The organism is Pedobacter segetis, assembly GCF_016623585.1.
GTDB classification, from domain to species: domain Bacteria; phylum Bacteroidota; class Bacteroidia; order Sphingobacteriales; family Sphingobacteriaceae; genus Pseudopedobacter; species Pseudopedobacter segetis.
Map to the genome: position 1 here is coordinate 48,287 of NZ_JAEHFY010000006.1, position 23,836 is coordinate 72,122.

General features: G+C 36.4%; 15 protein-coding genes. 3 read left to right on the forward strand and 12 right to left on the reverse strand.

Features of this window, described 5'->3' with window-relative positions; all coding sequences use genetic code 11:
* Positions 1-28: 28 nt before the first annotated feature.
* The 12 genes from I5M32_RS05215 to I5M32_RS05270 all read right to left on the reverse strand — a co-directional run bounded on the left by I5M32_RS05215 (position 29) and on the right by I5M32_RS05270 (position 18,833).
* Positions 29-4,090: a hybrid sensor histidine kinase/response regulator transcription factor gene (locus I5M32_RS05215; protein WP_200585132.1), complete on the reverse strand. Its 4,062-nt coding sequence runs from the start codon at positions 4,088-4,090 to the stop codon at positions 29-31.
* Positions 4,091-4,139: 49 nt separating this feature from the next.
* Positions 4,140-4,892: an SDR family NAD(P)-dependent oxidoreductase gene (locus I5M32_RS05220; RefSeq protein ID WP_200585133.1), complete on the reverse strand. Its 753-nt coding sequence runs from the start codon at positions 4,890-4,892 to the stop codon at positions 4,140-4,142.
* A gap of 18 nt (positions 4,893-4,910) precedes the next feature.
* Complete coding sequence (locus I5M32_RS05225; protein WP_200585134.1) at positions 4,911-6,191, reverse strand: MFS transporter; 1,281 nt, start codon at positions 6,189-6,191, stop codon at positions 4,911-4,913.
* Between the two features lie 6 nt (positions 6,192-6,197).
* The gene (locus I5M32_RS05230; protein WP_200585135.1) at positions 6,198-7,205 is read right to left on the reverse strand and encodes a chondroitinase-B domain-containing protein; all 1,008 of its coding nucleotides are present in this window, start codon (positions 7,203-7,205) and stop codon (positions 6,198-6,200) included.
* Positions 7,202-8,083, reverse strand: a complete 882-nt coding sequence (locus I5M32_RS05235; protein WP_200585136.1) for an alpha/beta hydrolase — start codon at positions 8,081-8,083, stop codon at positions 7,202-7,204. The genes I5M32_RS05230 and I5M32_RS05235 overlap by 4 nt, the downstream gene beginning before the upstream one ends.
* Positions 8,084-8,269: 186 nt before the next feature.
* Positions 8,270-8,605, reverse strand: coding sequence for a cupin domain-containing protein (locus I5M32_RS05240; protein ID WP_200585137.1), 336 nt, complete (start codon positions 8,603-8,605; stop codon positions 8,270-8,272).
* A 64-nt stretch (positions 8,606-8,669) separates the two neighbouring features.
* The gene (locus I5M32_RS05245) at positions 8,670-10,805 is read right to left on the reverse strand and encodes a heparinase II/III domain-containing protein (protein ID WP_200585138.1); all 2,136 of its coding nucleotides are present in this window, start codon (positions 10,803-10,805) and stop codon (positions 8,670-8,672) included.
* 49 nt (positions 10,806-10,854) lie between these two features.
* On the reverse strand, positions 10,855-11,604 hold the full coding sequence (locus tag I5M32_RS05250) for a FadR/GntR family transcriptional regulator (protein WP_200585139.1): 750 nt from the start codon (positions 11,602-11,604) through the stop codon (positions 10,855-10,857).
* 82 nt (positions 11,605-11,686) lie between these two features.
* Positions 11,687-13,117 (reverse strand): T9SS type A sorting domain-containing protein, encoded by a 1,431-nt coding sequence (locus I5M32_RS05255; RefSeq protein WP_200585140.1) that lies wholly within the window; start codon positions 13,115-13,117, stop codon positions 11,687-11,689.
* A gap of 101 nt (positions 13,118-13,218) precedes the next feature.
* Positions 13,219-15,774 (reverse strand): beta strand repeat-containing protein, encoded by a 2,556-nt coding sequence (locus I5M32_RS05260; protein ID WP_200585141.1) that lies wholly within the window; start codon positions 15,772-15,774, stop codon positions 13,219-13,221.
* 85 nt (positions 15,775-15,859) lie between these two features.
* Complete coding sequence (locus I5M32_RS05265) at positions 15,860-16,684, reverse strand: hypothetical protein (RefSeq protein ID WP_200585142.1); 825 nt, start codon at positions 16,682-16,684, stop codon at positions 15,860-15,862.
* Positions 16,685-17,021: 337 nt separating this feature from the next.
* Positions 17,022-18,833, reverse strand: coding sequence for an alpha-amylase family glycosyl hydrolase (locus I5M32_RS05270; protein ID WP_200585143.1), 1,812 nt, complete (start codon positions 18,831-18,833; stop codon positions 17,022-17,024).
* Positions 18,834-19,139: 306 nt separating this feature from the next.
* On the opposite strand from I5M32_RS05270, the gene rnr reads away from it, so the two are divergent.
* From rnr to I5M32_RS05285, 3 genes are all read left to right on the forward strand, one after another.
* The gene (rnr, locus tag I5M32_RS05275) at positions 19,140-21,269 is read left to right on the forward strand and encodes a ribonuclease R (protein ID WP_200585144.1); all 2,130 of its coding nucleotides are present in this window, start codon (positions 19,140-19,142) and stop codon (positions 21,267-21,269) included.
* A gap of 624 nt (positions 21,270-21,893) precedes the next feature.
* Positions 21,894-22,868 (forward strand): polyprenyl synthetase family protein, encoded by a 975-nt coding sequence (locus tag I5M32_RS05280; RefSeq protein ID WP_200585145.1) that lies wholly within the window; start codon positions 21,894-21,896, stop codon positions 22,866-22,868.
* Between the two features lie 10 nt (positions 22,869-22,878).
* Positions 22,879-23,772 carry a 3-hydroxybutyryl-CoA dehydrogenase gene (locus I5M32_RS05285; protein WP_234461865.1) on the forward strand — a complete coding sequence of 298 codons (894 nt, stop codon included), beginning with the start codon at positions 22,879-22,881 and terminating at the stop codon, positions 23,770-23,772.
* Positions 23,773-23,836: the final 64 nt, after the last annotated feature.

Consider the following 23,836-nt stretch of genomic DNA (forward strand, 5'->3'; position numbering starts at 1 on the left):
AATTCTTAAAAAAGCGGTAGGTTTTACATCAGTTGTAAGAAGATGGCAACTTACCGTATTGCTTTTTAAACTCCTTACTGAAATATTTGGCATCATTAAAGCCTACCATGTAAGCTACCTCTGATACATTGCCCGCCTTCTGTTGAAACAATTGCAAGGCCCTTTTTAACCGGATAGATTTTATAAAATTATTGACCGTTAAACCCGTTAAGGCATCAATTTTTTTATAAAATACGGGCGTACTCATGCCTATTTCTGATGCGAAAGCATTAACGTTAAACTCTGAATTGCTGATATTATCTTCTAATAGCTGCATCACTTTGTTTAAGAATTCTTGGTCTGACGATTCTATTTGAACTTTTGAAGGCTCCAACGAGAACTGTTGGGAAAATTTATCACGCATATTCTGATGCAGGGCCAAAAGATTTTCTATGATTAAACAGATCTTTTGTGTGCTAAATGGCTTTGTTAAATAAACGTCGGCCCCGGTTTTTAACCCTTCTAGTTCATGTAAATCGCCGGTTCTGGCGGTAAGCAAAACTACTGGGATATGCCTGGTCCTAACATCGGTCTTAATTTTTGCGCAAAACTCAAAACCATCCATTTTTGGCATCATTACGTCGCTAACTATCACATCGGGTATTTTTTCTAGGGCTATACCTAATGCCTCTAAACCATCGTTAGTGGTAATAACTTGATAATATCGGCCTAATGTTTTAACTATAAAATCTTTGACCTCGGGGTTATCATCTACCACCAAAACAAGAGGTTGATTGCTCACGATAGAACCTTTTTTAGGGTTTTGTTGGTAAATAATAGCATCTACTTCAGATTGAAGCTGATAGAGGGCACTATCATCAACATTAAAATTTTGATTTATCTCTTCTGGTTTGTAATGTTCTTTACCTATTTTTAGTGAAAGACAAAAACTGGTGTTTTCTGCATCGTTTTCTAAAAATAAATCGCCATGGTGCATTTTGGCGATACTCTTAGAAAGTGCCAAACCAATACCCGTACCCGTATTTCTTTGTTGATGGTTTGGGACCTGATAAAAATCCGTAAATATTTTGCCCTTATCTGTTTCTGTTATCCCCTTGCCGTTATCTAAGATCTTTATCAACACATGATCATCTTGATGCAAAACTTGTACTCTTATTCTGCCTTTTTTATGATCGGTAAACTTAAAGGCGTTAGAAAGCAGGTTAAAAATTATTTTTTCTAGCTGTTCTTTATCAAAGTAAACCTCTATATCCTTTTTGGTGCTTTTAAATTCGAATACGATATTATTCTGTATCGCCAATTGCTGAAACGAAAGATAAATCTCGTGGACAAAAGATACGATATTATCGGCCATTAGATTAAGTTTCATTTTACCGCTCTCAATTTTTCTAAAATCCATCAACTCGTTAAGCAACCTCATTAAGCGCTTGGCATTTTTATCAACAATTTGCAATTGCTTGTTTAAATCGAAATTTTGCTGCGTGTCTTGTATCAATTTTTCTAGTGGCCCCAAGATCAACGTTAGCGGCGTTCTTATTTCATGAGATACGTTGGTAAAAAAAGCCAGTTTCATCTGATGTACATCATGTTCTCTCTTTAATAAAGCCCTGATCAATAAAAACCTCAAAACCAAATAAAACAAGGCTGCCGATACCAGAAGATAAAACAAGTATGCCCACCAAGTTTTCCAAAATGGGGGTTTTACCCTAATCTTTAAACCCGATGCTGTGTTGTTCCATATCCCATCGTTATTTGCTCCCTTTACCAATAGTTTGTAGTTGCCATCGGGCAGGTTTGTGAAAGTTGCGGTTGGATCTTCCACGTAATTCCAATCTTTATCAAAACCTTCTAATTTATAGGCATAGCTGTTTTTCTTTGCTTTAACAAAATTGAGGGCAGAAAAATCTAAACTAAAAACATTCTGTTGGTAATTGAAAACAAGTTCATCAATGGTGTTTAGAGATTTGGGCAGCAAGTTGCTATCGTCTTTAACATTAATTTCTTTGTTAAAGAGCCTTAAATGGGTAAAAACAACTTTTGGGGCAGTTTTATTTTCATTGATACCTTCGGGATCAAAGCTTACCAAACCATTATAGCCACCAAAATATAGGGTTCCTTCGGTATCTTTTAAAACAGAATGATAATTGAATACATTGCCCGGCAAACCATCATTACGGTTGTAGGTACGGATATTTCCTTGCGCTATTTTTGCAATGCCTTTATCTGTACTTAACCATAATGCTTGTTCATTATCTTCTACAATTGCAGCAATATTGTTTGATGGCAAACCGCTGTTTCTGGTGTTTAGTAAAAACAGTTTTCTTTGTTTTGGTGAATAATAGGCAAATCCATCTCCACTGCTCCCAAACAACAACTTACCATCGCTAGCTTGCGAAATAACTACAACATGGTTTAAAAAAGAGCTTTTTTGCGCAATTAGTTTAACAAATTGATTTTGCCCGTGGCGAAGATAAAAAACACCATTATCTGCTGCAACCCAGATATTTTTATTGCGGTCTTGATAAATATTAATGATGTTTAACGATGGCAAATAATAATCTTTACCGTAAACGCTCAATGGCATAAATTGATCGTTGGCCCTATCAAAAAGGTACAAACCTTTTCCTTTTGTACCCACCCATAACCTGTCTTTATCATCCGAAATCAAAAAAGTAATCCTTTTTTCGCTTAGGTTGTTGCTTTTAGATAATCTATAGTTTTTAAACTTGCCGCTTTGGGTATCATAAAAATCTATCCCTCCTTCATAAGCGGCAATCCATAAGTTTTGGTTGTTATCTAGGCTAACGGCTTTTATTAGGTTAGAACTAAGGCCGTTCTTGCTATCTTCGGCCTTAAAATTGGTAAAATACCCGGTTTTATGATGATAATAATTTAAACCCTCGGCTTCGGTACCGATCCATAGATTACCCAGTTTATCCTCTTCCATTGCGCTTATGATATTGCTGCTTAAAGAGTTTTTGTAAGAGTAGTGCTTATAAACTTTAAAGGTTATCGCGTTTGGGTGATAAACATTTACCCCACCATAATAGGTGCCCACCCAAATAGAACCTACCTGATCTTGAAATATATCGTAAATAGAATTTTGGTTTAAGCTGGTTGATTCTTCTGGGTTGTGTAATTGATTTTTAAATTCTTGGTTAACGGGATCATAAATACTGATGCCGTTTAGGGTGGCTATCCATAAAAAACCATCTTTATCTACCAATATTTTACGGATGATATTGCTGCATAAACCACTATTTAGGGTAGTAAAATGTTTAAACCCAACGTTGGTTTTACTTAATAGATTAAGACCGTTAAAATGCGTACCTATCCATAAATTATGGTTTAAATCTTCGGTGATACTATTAATATCATTGGCAGATAAACTTTGTGCATCATCGTTACTATGGAAATAGGTCTTAAGTTTATAAATGCCATTTTTTAAATTTATAGTAACCAAGCCAGCTTGCGTACCTACCCATAAATTTCTTTTACTATCTTGATAAACGGCCTTTATTATTGGGTTTACCACACCATAGCCACGGCCATTTTCACAAAAGAACCTTTCAAATGTCCCATCTTCATGTAGCTTATTTAACCCGTTTTCTGTGCCTATCCACAAATTACCATCCTTATCTTCATAGATGCACCTGATGGTATTATTACTTAGGCTATTCTTCTTTTTGGGATCATTTAAAAACCTGATAAATGATTTTGTTTGTGGAACATATTTGTTTAAGCCGTTTTGGGTACCCACCCATAAATTACCTTTACTATCTGTTAATAAAGCATTAATGTTTTGGTTGCTGCTTAAAGATGTGCTATCATTAGGGTTACTTTTAAAGATCTCGAACTGACGGGAATCATACCTGTTTAAACCATCCTTAGTGCCAAACCACATAAAACCCATGCTATCTTGTGTAATGGATATTACGCTACTTTGGGAAAGGCCAGACTCTACGGTAAGCTTATCAAACGAAATAGATTTCTTTTGAGCAGAAGAGTTTAACATAAAAACAAAAAGCAATAGCGTTAAGCCAATTGCCTTTTGTACTATTGTTTTATGTGAAACTTTTAAATTGGTCATAAATATCACTCAATATTAAACAAACCAATTTAATAAAAATTATCTTTTACTAAGAAAAGCTCAAACCGCCATTAATGTCAAAATTGGCCCCCGTGATATAACTAGATTCATTTGAAGAAAGATAAATAACCAAATCTGCCACTTCTTTTGCAGCTCCTTCTCTTTTTAATGCGGTTGCGTTGGCAACGTTCCCCCTAACTTCTGGTTTGGTAAAAGTATCGTGAAAAGCGGTTGCTATCATACCCGGTGCAACGGCGTTAACCCTAATTCCCCTTGGACCAAATTCTTTTGCTAAAGCCCTAGTATAGGTCATTACAGCACCTTTTGAAGTAGCATAGGCAGTGGCGCCCGGCCCACCGCCGTCTCTGCCGGCTAAAGAAGAAAAATTAATGATAGAAGAACCTGATGGCATAAATGGAGCTACCGCTTTAACTGCTAAAAAAACAGATTTTAAATTGATAGCCATGATCAAATCCCAAAAATCTTCATCCATTTCTGCAGTTGTTTTGCGGGCAACCAATCCACCCGCTACATTGGCCAAAATATGTATTTCATCACCAAAGGCAGCTCTGGTTTCTTTTACTAAATTTTCTACCTCGGCACTTTTTGTCATATCTGCTTTTACCATGATCGCTTGGCCGCCTATGGCTTTTATCAAAGCAAGGGTATCATCGGCATTTTGCTTATTGCCGAAATAGTTTATCACCACCTTTGCACCTTCTTTTGCTAATTGTAAAGAAACCGCCCTACCTATATCCCTGGATCCGCCAGAAACTATTGCTACTTTATTTTTTAATCGCATATTTTAAATGATTTAATTTTATTTTTTTGTGGTGATATATTTAATGCTTATCCATGTTAAAGGCACTAAAACAGCAGCCAATACAAAAAACGAAACGTAACTTGTTTTAGTGATGATTGGCACTGCCCAAGTGGTTAGCAAAGTACCTGCTACTGCCGCCGTACCCGCCATACCCGCAACCGTACCTACATTTTTCCCATTAAAATAATCGCTTGGCAAAGTTTGTATATTGCCGATTAGAAATTGAAAACCAAATAGCGTAAGCCCGATCAGAACCATCGCTAGTATGGGCTTATCTTTCAAACTTCCTAAAAAATAAACGATGGCAATTAAAGATAGGAGCATAATACCGCAACCTATTGCGATGGCAATTTTTCTGGCCTTCTCTGCATCCGTCCCGTTTTTTATCAGTTTGGAAGAATAATAACCTCCAATTAAACTTCCAACGGCGGCAAACAAATAAGGCACCCAAGTAAAAGCACCAATTTGTTTAATATCAAAATGGAAGGATTCTTTTAAAAAGGTTGGCAACCAAGTTACAAAAAGCCACCAAACCGGGTCGATGAAAAAGCGGCCCATTATTATCCCCCAAGTGTTCCTAAATTTTAAAAGCTCTTTCCAAGTTAGAACTGGTGCTTCTATAACATTGGTAATTATTTCTCGGTTTATAGGTTTATCTAAAATATGGTTTCTTTCTTCTTCGGTAAGCCAAGGATGCTTATCGGGCGTGGCTTTATTGATTACCAACCAAGGAATAACCCAAATTATACCTATACCGGCTATCAAAACAAAGGTTATTTTCCAGCCAAAGGCGATAAAGAGAAAAGCGATAATAGGTGCCGAGATAACAGAGCCTAAAGAGGCACCCGCTCCAAAAATACCTTGTGCCATTGCTCTTTCTTTTGGAGGAAACCACTCTGCATTACTTTTTGTAGCACCCGGCCAATTGCCGGCCTCGCTAAAACCCAACATAAACCTAAAAACACTAAAAGACATGAGCGATCTTGCAAAAGAATGGCAGGCAATAGAAACACTCCAACCGATAATTGATAAAGTCATTCCTATCCTAGTGCCAACTGCATCCATCAATTTGCCCGTAAAGGTTTGCCCTAAAGCATAGGCGATCATAAAAAAGGTGGTAATAATTGCCAATGCGCTTTTATTATCAACATCGGCTATGCCAAAATCTTTATAAATATAAGGCCACATAATATTAATGGCACTTCTATCCACATAATTGATTACGGTAGCCAGCCCAATTAAGGAAATTATCCACCACCTTAAACCTTTAACTTTCATGGTTGCTTAATTTGATAACGGAACATTTGCCACGCCACTTGCTGCATTTATCACTTTATTATTAGAATAGATCTTGTTCCCAACGGCTTCGCCTTTACTGCTTTTCAATCTTACATTAAAACCGAAACCCGAGGAATTTACATTGCAAATGTTATTTTTAAACTCATTATAGCTACCCCAACCGCTTGCCGCACAATTGATTTGAAACCCGTCTAATAGTACCGAAGGTTGGGTATTAAAGCCGGTATTATCTTCAATCAGATAATGATTACCTTTAACATCAATCCAGCTATCGGCACTGTTTGCACCAGTAATGCCCTGTGCTTCAAATGTATTGCCCTTGATCAAACCCCCGGTGGTTCCTTCTTTTATATCGATACACTCTGCAGCAACATAAGGGCCTATTTTATTGTTCAATACTTTGTTAGAATCACACTTATCTGGCTGCCCATCAGAATATTTTGCCCAATTACTAACCGCAGAACCTATATAAATCCCTTCGCCGTAATCTGGGGTTTTTAATCCCGTATAAGTTATTTCTGAATTTTGAATGGTGTTGTGCTTACTAAATTTGCGTAAGTGGATGGCTTCTTCGCCTATTTGGGTCACAATAATCCCATCAATTAGATTATGGTTTGCACCATCTGCAACTATGCCTTTTAAACCGTTTCTAATGCTAAAGCCTTTTATGCGCCAATAATTAGCTTGCAGGCTAAGAACATATCCCGTTTCTTTACTGCCACCATCTAAAATCACATTTCTAGAACCTACCAAAGTTATCGGCTGAGTAGAAGTACCACTATTACTGGCAGTTATTATAAACTTTCCATCGTAAATACCGTCTTTTAATACGATGGAATCTCCGGGTTTTGCTATATCCAAAACATTTTTAAGTTCTTGGGAGTTGGCCACATTGATCAAATTTCTTTTGATCTCTGCTTTTGTTATAACTGCTTTTTGGCTACATGAGATGATTACAACGGGCAATAAAAGCAAATATATTCTCTGTATCATAAACCTGATCCTTTTAAAAATTCTACTATTTTATTATTCAAATCTCTGTTTTGTTCTTCTGTAAACCCACCATGTTTACCACCAGGAACAGTTATAAACTGGTTCTTAACTCCCATTTCATCCAGTTTCTTTTTTAAATCAACAGATTGTTGGTAAGGGACAGTTGGATCAGCATCGCCATGGACAATAAATATTGGTGGACTATCTTTTTTTATCTGATAAATTGGTGAGACTGATTTAGCAAAGGCCTCATCCTTTGCTCTTGTACCCAGCCAACTAATGGCAGATTTACTGGTAATATTTTTACCGTAAGCCCAATCATAAACATCTGTTATACCGTATTTATCTATAATTGCGGCTACTTTAATTTTATTTACTTCTGTACAATTGGTATCAAAAATTGGATTGTTACCCAACAAACCGCCCATTAAAGCCAAATGCCCGCCTGCAGATCCACCCATGATCACAATTTTACTGGCATCAATATTTAAAGACCCTGCATTTTTTATCAAATAAACCAAAGCGCATCGGGTATCTTCTACTGCCGCAGGTGCGGTTGCTTGTGGCGTTAAACGATATTCTATATTCGCAACGGCATAACCCATTTTAAAGAAGGTATTAAAACCTGTCTGGGATTCTTTAACTCCATGGTTCCAACCACCGCCATGTATGTTAACTATAATTGGTGTTGGTTTATTTTTATTTGGGGGCAAATAAATATCCATACGCCCATCCCAATCTCCAACTTGTGTATAGATTACATCAATTTGGGAGGTAAAGCCATCTGGTAGTTTAACTTTTTTAAATTCTGGCCGTTCTTGCGCTTTGGACATAAAAGTTATTAGCAGCATTAAAGAAATTGATAACAGTTTTTTCATTATTGATTATATTTTTAGAAAAGTTATTTTAATATGCCAAACAGGGTTTTATCATGCTAAAAAAGAAGGGCCAAAACAAAAATCCAAATCAACTTAGCTCTGCCCTTCGACTTCGCTCAGGGTGACATTTGCATTTCAAGTTTTTTCGATGTAAAAACACTCGCCTAGTTTTAATCGTAATAGCCGTTATTTTAAAAAATCTGCTCTATGCGGACTAAAAACATCTATTAAAACACCTGTTTCTTTACAAACAACACCATGTGTCTTGTGTGGTGGAGCGTAAAAACCGTCTCCTTGTTTAAGGGTTTTTACATTACCATCTATACTGGCCTCAAAAACACCGCTTTCTACATAGGTAACTTGGGCGTGATGATGTTGGTGTAAAACTCCGATAGCCCCTGCTTCAAATTTTACCTTTACCATCATTACGGAATCATCGTAACCATAAATTTGTCTTTTAATTCCATTTCCAAGGTCTTCCCATGGAGTTTCGCTTTCTATTTGAAATAAATTGTTGTTCATTTTTTGTTGGTTTTGTTAGTTCATTAGTTAAATTAGTTTATTGTTTCATTAGGCATTTGTTGAACTATTTTATTACCACATAGTTATTTTTGTTTTGATAATTGATCATATATTGATAAACCTTATCCTTAAACTTGAAGGAGAATGCCGTTTGCTCATCATTTGTGGTAATTATTTTTAAACCGCTAATACTACTTGCTGCCGCATTTACGGTCTCATTAACTGGATCTACACCCCCATGAACTTCTGTAATACTTATAAAAGTTTGATTTTTAGCCTTTGGCTGAGAAAGAATAAATGCTTTACCATCTACCAAATTCATATGGGGATCATTTGCGCCAACGGAAACCAATTTTACTTGAAGCGGATTTTCTGTTATAAAATGAATGGTATAAAACCTTTTATTGTTAAGGATGCTCACAAAACCGCCTTTATCATCTAATTGGTTTTGAGCGTTGAACCATAAATGCTGATAGCCGAAATCGGTGCCTAATGCCTTCAAATCATCCTTTTTAGCATCAATATCAAAAGAACTATTTACCAATTGCCCGGCATACCAAAATGGAAGATCATACTGGTGCTCTGTTTTAGAAGTTGCTTTAAAAACATCAATCAATAAAGGTTTTGTATAACCTAGAATTTTAACTAGGGCTGATGTTCTTAAAAGTTTTACATCGGCGTAAGCATTATCTTCTTTGGCACTTACCACTTGCAAATTGCTATCTGCTTTAAAATAAACTAGATCTGGATGATATTTTTGGGCCACATCAACTTTGCCTTTAAAATCTGATTGCTCATCTACCACCAAGGTATTATGGGCTACGGTTTGTTTTGCCCACGTATTGTTCTCTGGCAGATAATTCCCCACACCTTTGGTATCTATGTTTATAAACCTTGCAGAACCATAATCTTCAAAAATTTGCGTCCCGTTATCATAAAAAAGGATATTTAAACGATCAAAATGGCCATGCCCCATCCCTTGTGAAGCGGCTTTGAGCAACAAACATTCTTGATCTTCATTTTTACCATAACGCAAAATCCCTAAGCCGCCCTCTTGGCCGCTTGCGCCATCCCTGATCCATTGCGAAACATATTTAAAAGGTTTTGTTTTGCCTTCGGCGATGGCTTTTGCAACTTTTAAACCTGCATCAGAAACTATAACCCTACCTTGCCGATTGGCAATATCCAATAAAAAAGACTCTGGCTCAATATCGGCGTAAGCTATATCTAAACCATAAACCAACTCTATAGATTCATAGGTTTTATCTTTTATCGCATCATTTATGGGGAAAAAAGTTTTATCGGTATAGGTCAATTGCAGGGAAGTATTTATCGCTTTTGCTAGTAATTTATCCCTGTAATCGAATATTTTTAGCCCAGGCTGATAATTGTTGATCGCTTTAGCAAATAGCACAAACGGAAGCATGGCATAGCGTTGATAATAAGGCCCTTCAGAATAATAGCCATCCGGAGAAAAAAGCTGATCAAGTTGTGCAAAGTACCCTGTTTTACCATCTAAATTAGAACCTTTTAGCGCCATTTCTACATATTTAGGTTGGTGCAGTACGTAGCCCGTCATCCCAACGGCAGCCAAAGCCCAAGTACCATGGTTGTGTATCATGTTGAAAACATCGTAATGTTCTTCGGTAATGAATTTTAAAATCGGGATAAAAAGTTGCTCTTCTATTATTGCCCTGTCCTTAGTACTGATAGCGTTATAAGCCATATCATAACCTTGGATCACGTAAAACTGCCAAACAAAATCGTTTAGGCATTGCCAAAAGATTCGGCCGCTATCATCGTCACTTTTTCTTTTTGGATGCAAGCCCCATTCTTTGTAATGCGCTGCATAAACCAATAAAATATTTTTTATGTAATCTGCATATTTTTGGTTCCCAGTTATTTGATAAGCGATGCCGCAATCCAAAATATTACTATAGTTCCTTTTATGTTGCTCATGCGTATAACCACCACCGCCATCTTTGGGCGTAGGTACAATAATTGGATGGGTTATTGCAAAATCTGCCCTTTCCTTTACTTCTTGGTAAGATTTTTTTAATAAAGGATATTTACCGATTCCACTTTTAACAACATTGATATTTGCTTTGGTGAGAATGATATTTGGATGCGTTTGTGCAGCCAATTTTAGGCTACAAAAAACACAAAACATTACAATTACCACCTTTTTTAAGTAGTTCATTTTACAAGAGATCTAAATTTTAAATAATTAGGAGCTATCTTTTGGGGCCTTAACCCCCTTTTATTTCATTGATGATCTTTTTGGTTGCAAAGCCAGCTTTACTTATTTGCCAAATCTCATTTAAGTGCTTTGCCATTGCATTTTCTGCTAAGGCAACATCTTGCTTTTCAATGGCTGCTAATATGGCCTTATGCTCTAATATGGCAGTTTTCTCTCTGTTCTCGCCACATATTTTATTATCTACGATGTTCTTGATCAAATCTGGGATCAAAATTAAAATCATAGACTCTATTACCGAGTTTTTTGAAGCTTTGGCAATCTTTATATGAAAAAGCATATCTTCTTCTACCGCATCTCTATTTCCCTTTTGCACCTTGTATTCATATTCAGAGAGCGCATTTTTAATCTCTTTCAAATCTTCTTCGCTCCTCCTTTCTGCAGCTAATTTAACAGCCGATAACTCTAAATGGTACCTTGCCTCTATTAAAGCGTTAAAATCGTCTTTGTTGTAATTAATGATATCAGAAATAATACTATCAATAACGTTGATGCTTAAACCGGCTACATAAGTACCGCTTTGTGGGTTGGTTTTTAAAAGTCCGTAAAATTCTAATTTTAAAATCGCTTCTCTGATATAACTTCTGCCAACACCAAATTTTTCTGATAGCACACGTTCTGCGGGCAACCTATCTCCGGGTTTTAATTGGCCAGAATTGATCAGTTGCTTTAACTGACCTATAATTTTATCTACAGGGGTTTCTACCTGTATGCTTGTAAAGTTATCTATTAAGGATTTCATACAAAATTTCTGAATTATTGGTTTACCAATTAATTGGTAAACCAAATGTAGCAAAACCTATCGATTAAAAAAATTTTAGCTTTTATTTTATAAATTTTTTATTGGCTTGATAGTTATCGCACTGATAAAAAGCTATATATGTGCCGTTATCATACTCGCTGAAAGGGATATGAAATTCATTATCGCCTTTGGTAATATTTATTTTTTGACGATAAACACGCTTGCCAGATGTGTCAAAAATTGAAAACTCTCCTAAAACAGCTTTGTTGGTGTTTATGTTTAGCTTTAAATCTGAAGATTGATTAAGTAAATTAAGCTTTAATGCCAAGGTTGATCCGAGCATATTTATGCTTGTTGTTGGAGAAAATTTTTCTTTCCCGTCTTTATCAACTTGTTTCAAACGGTAATAATTTGTCCCGATGATTGGGTTGCTATCCTTAAAAAAATAATCCGTAAGGGTATTGCTATTCCCTACGCCATTCTTACTTCCTATATTAACAAAGTTTTTTCCATCCTCAGACCTTTCTATATCAAAATAAGCACTGTTTTGTTCTGATGAAGTTTGCCATTTTAATTGTATTCCATTGTTCAGCTTTTCTGCCTTTAAGAAAGTAAGATTAATGGGCAAAACGGTTAATTCTTCAATAGATATATCTGAGACATATAAAACCTCGTCCCTTAAATCTGCTGGCGTGGCTATACTTCTATATATCCCCCATTTAGGGCGAATGAAACTGTTTGCCGGGTTTGCCATTGTGCCATCGCCAGGCCTAATGGTTTGGATATCGCTATTGTTGTAAGAAAGAACATTTACATCATCGCTCACTCTTTTGATATTGATAGAATAGGTACCGTGTACCCCAATTGTAATGGTTTCGGTAGCTTGTACCCAGGTATTTTCAAATCCCGAAAGATTTACGACCTGTTTTTTATCAGAAGAGGCATCCTGATCTTTAACATAGATCAGTTCTAATTTGTTGGGCGTTCCCTTTCTCAGGGTTAAAGTAAAAATTGGGTCGCTATCATCACCATCAACGGCCTTAACTTGGTGTATATGTGTAAATGATGATGAAGGTTGCCATCCGGTAGGGATCTTGAAACGCCATTTATATTGAACAATTTCTCCATTGGTGCCTTTTAGGGCATCGGGCGAAGACCCAAAAGTTTTGATCTCTACCCTTTGCCTATCGGTTTTATCGGTCGAAACATCATTATCCTCATTTACATGAGAATAAAAAGCAAATACGTTTTTATTAAGATCCGCATCGTAAACCTCGACTATGTGCCTTCCAAATGATTGATGAGAACCATTGCTAGAATTGGCAGAAACTCCTATCTGATCTGGTGCCTCTACCGCCGTAGAACTAGAGCCGGGTTTCACAAAAACACCATTAATTAATTCATAGGTATTGTTTGGGATATTATCTGCATTTAAAACAGTTTGGGCATTTGATTTATTGTTGATTAGCAAAACAAATGTTACGAGAACTATTTTAAAAAGATTCTTTTTCATTGATTTTTGATTTTTCAGGTATAATTATATCTTAAAACAAGAAGACCTACAAAGAATAAATCCTCATAAGTCTTTTTGTTTTTTTATATTGATAATGAAAGTTAGTTTTTAACTATCCTGTTTGTACTGGTTATTTTCCCGTTTCTAGAAACTGACAGTAAATAGACACCAGAATTATTTTGGTCTAAATTTAGGTTCATCGCATTTTCCCCATCATATTTTTTAGATATTAGTGTTCTGCCTACTAAATCTGTAACGATAACCAAATCTCCTTTAACCAAACCTTGAAGATTAACCAAACCTTTGGTAGGGTTAGGATAAACAGAAAGTGTAGCTAAAGAGCCAAAATTTACTGCTTGGATAGCACTTGGATCAATGGTTCCGTCTAAATCTGTACTCAATAACCTATAATAATTAGCACCGAAAGCTGGGTTTTTATCCGTAAAAGAATAATCGAAAATACCAGCTTTATTATTTGCATTTATACTTCCTATTGTTTCAAAAACAACTCCGTTTGAAGAGCGTTGAACATCAAACTTAGATAAGTTAACCTCAGATGTTGACCGCCAGTTTAGTACTGCAGTTTGGTTGACCGCTTTAGCCGTGAAAGAAATTAGTTTTACGGGTAATGTACCAACTTTACCAACCAAAAATGGTGCAAAGCTAGAAACTGTGGTGGTAATGGTATTGGCCGTATTATCGCCAGGGCCAGTAAAAGTACCGTAAGAAGAACCCGTATATTGTGCAACGCCTACACCTGCATCAGCAAATCCATTAAAATTGCTTCCTTCTAAACTGGCATCCCAACCTAATGTTACATCACAATTGCCAGTACCGCTGGTTCTTGCAATATTGTAAATAGCATCTACTAAATCGGCTTTTTGAGTTCCTGATAGTGCAGTTCCGTTTGGTGTGGCATCATTAGTTGCGCCTTGGAAAACGTTGATAGAAAAATCTGAACTTGCTGCGGGATTAAGAGTAACTGGTAAATAATTAGATGTTGAACCCACAGGTACTGATTTTGAAGCTGTTACTCCTAAAACTAAAACTTTACCCACATTGGCACCCGAAGTTTGTGTATTTAAATAGCTGGTTGATGAGCCTCCGTTAATAGAAGTGGTAGAAGAAAGGGTCAAGTTTTGTGATGGTGCAATATTTATCATTCCATTATTTAAGGAAAGATTTCCGACAATATTAAGATTACTACCTATAGTAATTGAAGAATTAGCACCTGTCCTATCCATTATTAAATTATTTAAATTTTGGCTTCCTGAAGTGAATACCAATGTGCCAGAATTACCGCCGGTACTTCCTCCAATTGATAAACTAGCATTTGTGTTACCAGTTATTGTTCCTGTACCAGAAATATTACCATTAACAACCAATGTCATCGTTGTTGAAGGAGTTAAGGCTGTTATCCCGTTATTGACTAAATTTGTAATAGTGCGTCCTCCGGTAATTGTATAAGTAACCCCAGAATTTACAGTTAAAGTCCCAATTTTTCCAGGGGCTTGGGTGCTTGGTAATTCTCCGGTATTAGAAACAGAAGAACCTATTTCTATATTTACCAAATCTGTTGCCTGTGTACCAAGCTGTATAATAGATGTACTTCCAATGGATGTTCCGGAGGTTGTGCTCCTTTTTATTGTAGAACCATTTGCCATGGTACAAATGTTTGAAACAGCCGATAAAGTTGCCGTACCAGAAATCACTAAGCTATTATTTACCGTAAAATTAGTTGAAGCAGTTTTAGTGCTTGTATTGATTAAAACCAAATCATAATAATTATTAATAAGTATTGCGCCATCTGAATTATTTGAACCAGGGCTTAAGAATGTTTGAGTTCCAGCTTTACTGTAAACCACTTTTCCGTTATTGTTAAAGGTTGTACAATCCATTGTAGGCGTTGAGCCGGTAAGCTCTAAAGTTGCACCGTTTTCTATAGTAACGGTACCGCATTTGGTAGTAGAATTATTTCCTACAAAAGTAGATGATGCTCCACTTCTTGAAGTAATTAAAGTTGCCCCGCTCTTTATAGTTAAAGCTTCTGACGAGCCAATTGCAATAAATGACCCTGTAATAACCGTACCACTAGAAATGGTAGTATTCTTAAATTTTATACCGGTATTTAAAGTCCCGATTGCCCCAACATTTAAGGCAAATTCTGCATCATTGGTTGTACCAGATGAATTCCACTCACCGGTCTCTGTAATATTTCTTGTAGCACCAATAAACTTTAAGATGCCAGGTAAAGTATTAGAGATCATACCACTAGCCGTGGCGGTACTGCTCGTTCCTGCATAAGTTCCATCTGATCCAGAAACATCGGCAGTGCCAGAAAATGCCCTAATCTTTCCGCTAACATTTAAAGTGTTTGTTCCAATAGCAACCCCTCCTGTTATGTTGATGTCTAGGTCTTTACAGTTTACGCTCGCAACATCAATCGTAATAACATGGGCATCTTGTATGTAAACATTGTTTGCAGCGGTTGGAGCCGTAGAAGCAGTTGCCCAAGTCCCTCCTGTTCTTATTTGCCAATTTGCAACATCGCTCCAGTTTCCCGTTGCTTTAGATCTATAATCACCATCAGTAGCTGTTTGGGCAAAACCCATTGTTGCAAATGCAAATAGCATTAAAAAGAGTAATAGTTTTTTCATCGTATTTAATTTTAATTGGTTTATAATTATTTGGTTTCAAGTTGGGCAACCCGTTATTAGACAATTAATACGGCTTGCTTCTATTTTATAGATTATCCGCGTACTCTACATTATCTATCCAAGCGTAAGGCTTGGCATCGCTATCTTTTGGCTTGTAACCAAAAATGATGAAAGCATTAATTGCTTTACCCGCTTCTAAACCTGGGTTAGGGAAATCCATTGAGACTTTTGTTCCATTTACCCAAACTTGGCTAGTGCCAGCTTTAATAGTTTGGTTATTGCCTTCCTTGGTATAGGTTTTGTCTTCTTTAGAATTGTTGGCATATATATCCAACATATATTCGGTGTTTTTTGCAAAGGATGTACCTTTTAAAGTACTCCATTTTGTACCGTTTCGGTATGCGAACGCAATTTCGTCTCCTTCGGCCATTTGCCATCTAAAACCCGCAAAAATTTCGTCGCTACCTTCTTTGATGTTAGAATTTCCCCTAAAAACATCTTCATCATCTACAGAGTTTCCATTTGCATAATACCATTGCCCATTTGTAGAATTATCAAATTTGATATTAAAAGAGTTTTTGAGTACAGAAGTACCTGCAATATCATAAATGGCAAATTTACTGGTTGTAGTGCCCGCCAACATCTCTAAACCAGCACCTTTGAAAAAGGAAGGTCCTTTTTTGGTTATGTTTAATTCTCCGGAACCATCAGAGGCATTGCGCACACGTACCGTTTGTTTGCTCTTATCTGGATTAACAGCAGGTTTAGGACCAAATTTTTTAGATGATGCACCAGGGTTTGGATTAAAAATGGATTCAGACTCTCCAAAATCATAAGTCCATTTGTTTGTTTGAGCTTTGGCAGATAAACATATTGAAATGATCAATACAGTAATTAATTTTTTGTACATCTTTTTTAGTTAAATAATAAATTGGCTAACCAAATTTTGGTTAACCAAAACTATGGTTTATTTTTTATTAAGCAAATGATTATTGAAACTTAATGTTTCTGATATTCACTAGTCTAAATAATTGGTTATTATAAAAGTAAATAGATGGCTACTTACCATGGGGTAGGATTTTAAATATTGGGAGTAATATCTTAAAAGCAAAAAAAATAGGGATATATATACTTCAAGATTAAATATTACTGATAAAAAAGTAGGGGGGAAAATTTGAAAGAAAGCAGTAAAAACAAAAAAAGATGCTAAAATTACTCAGCACCCTTTTTGTGATAAAAATAATTTCTCAATCTTGAGATAAAATCAAAGCGGTATAAGGTGCGATAGAAACTTCGGCACTATGCTCAAAACCATCGCAAGCATCGGCGAAAGCCTCTACATCATAAGATTGGTAGTTACCAAACTCTTCGTTATAGCCTTCCCAGTCAGAATTGAACCTTACTTTCCAAATTCCTTCTCCGGGGAAACCTATTCTATAAACCGCTTTTTCATCTGTAGAAAAATTTAGTACAATAACCGTAGTATCTTTAGGGCCACCTTCTTTCCATCGCTGGTAAGCAATCAGTTTTTGATCATTATCTACCCTAATCATTTGGATGTTTTGCCCGCTTAAACCTAAAGTTGTTCCATTTTTATTTAAACGGAGGGCAATCAAATCTTTATGAAGATCAAAGTAACCTTTATATTTTTTCAATAAAGACCAATCTATCGGGTCGGTATCAGAAAACCATTTATCTTCCAATATCTCTTGGCCTTGAAAAATCATCGGGATGCCTGGAGCCGTCATTACCATAGCCATGCCCAAACTTGCCCTTTTTTTAGAAAACCAATTGTTCACATCGCCATGTCCGATCTCTTCCACGATCCTTGCGGTTCCGTTACCAACTTCGTCATGAGATTCTGTATAAATAACGCGTTTAAAAGCTCCGTTACTATAACGTTGGGTTAAAGCTTTAGCCGCCATTTCCATATCTCTATTTTCATCCTCTTGTGTGATCAGCACATCGCGGATGGTATGCACAAAAATAGAATCCCATTGGCTATCAAAACCTACGCCACCAGAAGCGGTATCATTTGTGATGATTTCTAGGTTGTGCAAATCTTCTGCAATCATTATTTTTTGAGGATATTTTTCATTTACCTCTTCATTAATTTCTTTCAATAAACTTATGGCCTCATAAATTCCCTGTGCCATATCTTGTCCTTCTTCCACATGGCGCATATAATAGGTGCTATCCAAACGCAAACCATCAATATGGAAATCCGTTAACCACATCCTAGCATTATCTTTTATATAATTTCTTACCTCTTGCCTACCATAATCTGGCCTTGTATCTCCCCAAGGCGTATTAGATTTCCAATCGTTATAAAAATAGATCCCTCCCTTTTCGTTTTCGCTCCAACCGTCAAATTGCCAAAGATCAATATCAGAAGGGCCAAAATGATTATAAACAGCATCTAAAACTACGGCTATACCGTTTTTATGGGCTTCCTTTACCAATTCTTTTAAAGCATTTGGCCCACCATAATCAGATTCTATCGCAAAGGGATAAGCTGGATTATAGCCCCAAGAATATGCCCCAGGAAACTCATAAGGTGGCATAATCTCTATCACGTTAATTCCCAAATCTTTTAAGTAAGGTATTTTCTCTTTTAAGGTATAAAAATCGCCGGGTTTGTTATCTTCTTTTACGTTAAAAGTACCTATATGAAGCTCATACATAACTGCTTCGTTCCAATAAGGCATAAAAGATTCATCGCCATCCCAATCAAAACTATTGATGTCATAAACAACAGAGTTCCCGTTAGAATTAGTCAATTCCCTAGCATAAGGATCGTTCTTAAAAAGCTTATCATCATTTTGGCTGATGATTATAAATTTATATTGGCTACCTGCTTTGGCATTTGGTACATTTAAAGCATAATAACCATTTTCTTCTTGTGCTAATTCTAGCTCATCATCTGTCCAGTTATTAAAGTCTCCGGTTACAAAAACTTGTTTTGCATTTGGTGCCCAAACCCTAAAGAATACACCTTTATCGTTTACGATGGCTCCCATGCCACCAATATTGTTTTTTTTGTTCGATTCTTTTGCCATAAAACTTTTTATTTAATTGTGATAAGCTAATTTGAAGCCAATAAAATCTGAGGAAAATAAATTTATGGGGTTAAATAGTTAGCCATTGGCTCTTAATTTTTTTGTTCTGTTGTCAACAAAGATCCTGCTACTGGTTTGCGAAGTGGTAAAACGCTCCGATCATTATCAAACCAATGATAAATTATAAAATTAAGATTGGTTAATATTTACCTCAAATAAAAAACCACAACATTAAACAATTGTTAATGTAGATAGAATTAAAAAGTTAATTCTTATTTTGAGCAGCGAACACAAGTACAGAAAAGAATGTCTAATCACAACGGAAACTCTATAAAGCAAGTCCTCTTACAACTTATTTCAAACGTTTTTGAGCAATCTGGCAACAAGCCATTAAATCATAGGCAAGTAGCCGCCCAATTAAACATCATTGATCCCGCTTCTAAGGCCACTATTTTAGAGATTTTAGAAGATGAAACGGTTAACGGTATCTTTTTGGAAGTTGGCAAGGGCAAATATAAACTGCATGAGGTAAAAGCATTCTTAACCGGTAAAATCTCTATGGCTAATGATGGTTCTGCATTTTTGATACCAGATGATGAGTTTGAAAAGGATATTTACATAGGCCCCAGAAAATTAAGAACCGCTTTACATGGCGATTTAGTTAAACTTCATGTTTATGAGAGCAGCAAGGGAAAACGTAAAGAAGGCGAAGTAGTTGAGATTTTGCAAAGGGCCAAAATGGAGTTTACCGGCATTGTCAAACTCTCCCAGCACTTTGCTTTTTTCATTCCGGATGATCGCAAGATGTTGCATGATATCTTTATCCCTTTAGAGGATTTGAACGGTGCAAAAAACGGGATGAAGGCTTTGGCCAAAATAGTTGATTGGCCTTCTGGTGCTAAAAACCCAGTAGGTATCATCAAAAACATTTTAGGTAAACAAGGCGAGAACAATACCGAAATGAACGCTATTTTAGCTGAATACGGTTTTCCCCTAACCTTCCCGGCCGAAGTAGAAAAAGAAGCCGAGAGCATTTCTACGGCGATCACAAAAGAAGAAATCGCAAAAAGAAGAGACTTTAGGGAGGTTACCACTTTTACCATTGATCCTTTTGATGCCAAAGATTTTGATGATGCCATTTCGTTTAAGACTTTGGAAAACGGAAATTATGAAGTGGGTGTACACATTGCAGATGTTTCCCATTATCTAATTCCAGATTCTGCCCTTGATAAAGAGGCTTACGAACGCGGCACTTCCGTTTACTTGGTAGATCGGGTTATCCCGATGTTGCCCGAGGTTTTATCTAACGGTTTGTGTTCTTTAAGGCCCAAAGAAGAAAAATATTGCTTTTCTGCCGTTTTTGAATTAGATAAGGAAGCAAACATACACAGCCAATGGTTTGGCAAAACCGTAATCTATAGTGATAAAAGGTTTGCCTACGAAGATGTTCAAGAGATTATTGAAGCAAAAAAAGGCGAATTTAGCAAAGAGATCCTCACGCTAAATGCCCTAGCTTATAAATTGAGGGAACGTAAGTTTAAACACGGGGCAATCAGCTTTGAAAGCACTGAAGTAAAGTTTAAACTAGACGAGCGGGGTAAACCAATTGGCGTTTATGTAAAAGAGCGTAAAGATGCGCATAAACTGATAGAGGATTTTATGCTTTTGGCCAATAAAAAAGTGGCAGAATATATCGCTAAAAAAGGAAAGGGAAAACACAAATATACCTTTGTTTACAGGGCGCATGATACCCCAAAACCTGAAAGCTTAAAAGCATTTGCAGAGTTTGCCGCAAAATTTGGACATAAAATATCTACCAAAACAGATCGCGAAACCGCAAGGTCCTTAAATAAATTAATGGCAGATGTAGAAGGAACAAAAGAACAAAACGTTTTAACATCTTTAGCCATCCGTTCTATGGCCAAAGCTATTTATACCACAAAAAGCAGCAGCCATTATGGTTTGGCTTTTGATTTCTATACGCATTTTACCTCACCGATCCGCCGGTATCCCGATGTGATGGTACATCGATTATTAGAACATTATTTAAACGGTGGCGATAACGTAAGTGCCGAGCATTATGAAAAAATGTGCCAACACGCTTCACAAATGGAGAAAAAGGCAGCTGATGCAGAAAGAGCTTCCATTAAATATAAACAAGCAGAATACCTTCAAGATAATATTGGCCAAAACTACCAAGGTATTATCTCTGGTTTAACCGAGTGGGGAATGTATGTAGAAATTGAAGAGAACAAATGTGAAGGGATGATCAGGTTAAGGGATATTTCTGATGATTTTTATGTGCTAGACGAAAAAAACTATTGCATCATCGGCCAAAAGAAAAAGAAAAAATACCAATTGGGGGATGAAGTTAAGATAAAGGTAAAACGGGTAGATCTGGCCAAAAGGCAAATCGATTTCATTTTGATGAGCTGATTCTTAATTTTGTGGAAAGCTGTAATCGGTTGCCTGATTTGTGGAAAGATGTAATCTGTTGCTTGTTTTGTGGAAAGCTGTAATCGGTTGCCTGTTTTGTGGAAAGCTGTGATCGGTTGCTTGTTTTGTGGAAAGCTGTAATCTGTTGCCTGTTTTGTGGAAAGATGTAATCTGTTGCTTGTTTACCGATCACAAATAACAAACTATAAAAGCACCGATTACTGAATACCGATTACCAATCACAAATAACAAACTATAAAAGCACCGATTACTGAATACCGATTACCGATCACAAATAACAAACCATAAAAGCACCGATTACTGAATACCGATTACCGATCACAAATAACAAACTATAAAAGCACCGATTACCGATCACAAATAACAAACTATAAAAGCACCGATTACCGATCACAAATAACAAACCATAAAAGCACCGATTACTGAATACCGATGACCGATCACAAATAACAAACCATAAAAGCACCGATTACTGAATACCGATGACCGATCACAAATAACAAACCATAAAAGCACCGATTACTGAATACCGATTACCGATCACAAATAACAAATCATAAAAGCACCTATTACAAAAAAAATACAAAGCACCGAACAAAAAGAATGCACAGCATACAACAATTACAAAATATTATAGATAAGGCAGTTAAAGAAACAACATACCCTCTAGAGCCTAAAGAATTATACCAACCTATTGCTTATTTAATGGCTTTGGGCGGCAAAAGATTGAGACCTGCCTTGGTTTTAATGGCCACAGATTTATTTAATGGCAATATTGATGATGCGCTCTCGCCTGCCCTTGCCGTAGAACTGTTCCATAATTTTACCTTGATGCATGATGACATTATGGATAAAGCCCCTTTAAGACGTGGACAACCAACCGTACATGCCAAATGGAACGATTCTGTTGCGATACTTTCTGGAGATGTAATGTTTGTGAAAGCCTACAAAATGATGATCCAGGTTAAACCTGAGATTTTATCAGACGTTTTGGAAGTTTTTAATGCAACAGCGATTGGCGTTTGCGAAGGGCAACAAATAGACATGAACTTTGAAAACAGAGATATAGTTGAAGTTGATGAATACCTAGAGATGATAAGGCTAAAAACCGCCGTTTTGGTGGGCGGTGCTTTAAAGATCGGTGCTTTAATCGGCAATGCTTCAAAAACAGATGCAGATAACCTTTATCAATTTGGAGAGAATTTAGGTATCGCTTTCCAACTACAGGACGATATTTTAGATGTTTACGGCGACCCTTTAAAATTTGGCAAACAAGTTGGTGGCGATATCATATCCAATAAAAAAACCTTTTTGCTAATTAAAGCTTTAGAATTGGCCAAAGGCGATGATTTAATAGCGCTTAAACATTGGATAACAAAAACTGATTTTAATGCCGAGGAAAAAGTAAACGCAGTAAGGAATATTTATGACAAAATAGGCATTAGGGATTTATCAGAACGCTTGATGCAATCTTATACCCAAATAGCCTTAAACAATCTAGAAAAAATAAAAGCACCTGCAGAAAACAAAAGTGTTTTGATGGATTTTGCGGATATGCTGATCAAAAGAGAAAATTAAAACAAAAAACATGATCAAAAAAGTGGCGATAATAGGCTCGGGAACGATGGGAAACGGGATAGCCCATACATTTGCACAAAACAATTTTCAAGTTTCTTTAATCGATGTTTCTGATGATGCCCTAAAAAAAGCATTGATAACCATAGAAAAAAACCTTGACCGCCAAGTTGTTAAAGGAGTAATATCTGATGGGGATAAATCTAAAACTTTAGCAAATATCCAAACTTTTAATAATTTAAAAGAAGGTGTTGGGGATGCCGATTTAGTGGTGGAAGCGGCATCAGAAAATTTAGAGACCAAACTTAAAATATTTAAAGAATTAGATAATTTAACCAAACCAGAAACCATCTTAGCTTCTAACACTTCATCCATATCTATCACAAAAATAGCTTCTATAACCAACAGAACCGATAGAGTGATTGGGATGCACTTTATGAATCCGGTCCCAGTTATGAAATTGGTAGAGGTAATTAGAGGTTATTCCACTTCTAATGAAGTTACAAATACTGTTTTAGAACTCTCAAAATCATTATCAAAATCTCCGGTAGAAGTAAATGATTACCCGGGTTTTGTAGCCAACAGAATTTTGATGCCCATGATCAACGAAGCAATTTATACTTTATTTGAGGGCGTTGCTGGTGTTGCTGAAATTGATACCGTGATGAAGTTGGGCATGGCGCACCCAATGGGGCCGTTGCAATTGGCAGATTTCATCGGTCTTGATGTTTGTTTATCAATATTGGAAGTTTTGCATAAAGGTTTTGGCAACCCCAAATATGCACCTTGCCCGCTTTTGGTAAATATGGTTGCCGCAGGCAAAAAGGGTGTTAAATCTGGCGAAGGCTTTTATTCTTACGATCATGGAACAAAAGATCTGATAGTAGCCGAAAAGTTTAGAAAATAACACCTTGATCAAATTCTTAGAAACATTGTTTTACCATTAAGGCATGAAGATTTTAAAATTCTTT

What these genes read in the sequence shown, in the direction of transcription:
- I5M32_RS05285 (WP_234461865.1), top strand. Translation starts at nt 22,879, where the DNA reads ATGATCAAAAAAGTGGCGATAATAGGCTCGGGAACGATGGGAAACGGG.
- I5M32_RS05265 (WP_200585142.1), bottom strand. Translation starts at nt 16,684, where the DNA reads ATGTACAAAAAATTAATTACTGTATTGATCATTTCAATATGTTTATCT.
- rnr (WP_200585144.1), top strand. Translation starts at nt 19,140, where the DNA reads ATGTCTAATCACAACGGAAACTCTATAAAGCAAGTCCTCTTACAACTT.
- I5M32_RS05270 (WP_200585143.1), bottom strand. Translation starts at nt 18,833, where the DNA reads ATGGCAAAAGAATCGAACAAAAAAAACAATATTGGTGGCATGGGAGCC.
- I5M32_RS05230 (WP_200585135.1), bottom strand. Translation starts at nt 7,205, where the DNA reads ATGATACAGAGAATATATTTGCTTTTATTGCCCGTTGTAATCATCTCA.
- I5M32_RS05220 (WP_200585133.1), bottom strand. Translation starts at nt 4,892, where the DNA reads ATGCGATTAAAAAATAAAGTAGCAATAGTTTCTGGCGGATCCAGGGAT.
- I5M32_RS05280 (WP_200585145.1), top strand. Translation starts at nt 21,894, where the DNA reads ATGCACAGCATACAACAATTACAAAATATTATAGATAAGGCAGTTAAA.
- I5M32_RS05245 (WP_200585138.1), bottom strand. Translation starts at nt 10,805, where the DNA reads ATGAACTACTTAAAAAAGGTGGTAATTGTAATGTTTTGTGTTTTTTGT.
- I5M32_RS05225 (WP_200585134.1), bottom strand. Translation starts at nt 6,191, where the DNA reads ATGAAAGTTAAAGGTTTAAGGTGGTGGATAATTTCCTTAATTGGGCTG.
- I5M32_RS05235 (WP_200585136.1), bottom strand. Translation starts at nt 8,083, where the DNA reads ATGAAAAAACTGTTATCAATTTCTTTAATGCTGCTAATAACTTTTATG.
- I5M32_RS05215 (WP_200585132.1), bottom strand. Translation starts at nt 4,090, where the DNA reads ATGACCAATTTAAAAGTTTCACATAAAACAATAGTACAAAAGGCAATT.
- I5M32_RS05240 (WP_200585137.1), bottom strand. Translation starts at nt 8,605, where the DNA reads ATGAACAACAATTTATTTCAAATAGAAAGCGAAACTCCATGGGAAGAC.
- I5M32_RS05260 (WP_200585141.1), bottom strand. Translation starts at nt 15,774, where the DNA reads ATGAAAAAACTATTACTCTTTTTAATGCTATTTGCATTTGCAACAATG.
- I5M32_RS05255 (WP_200585140.1), bottom strand. Translation starts at nt 13,117, where the DNA reads ATGAAAAAGAATCTTTTTAAAATAGTTCTCGTAACATTTGTTTTGCTA.
- I5M32_RS05250 (WP_200585139.1), bottom strand. Translation starts at nt 11,604, where the DNA reads ATGAAATCCTTAATAGATAACTTTACAAGCATACAGGTAGAAACCCCT.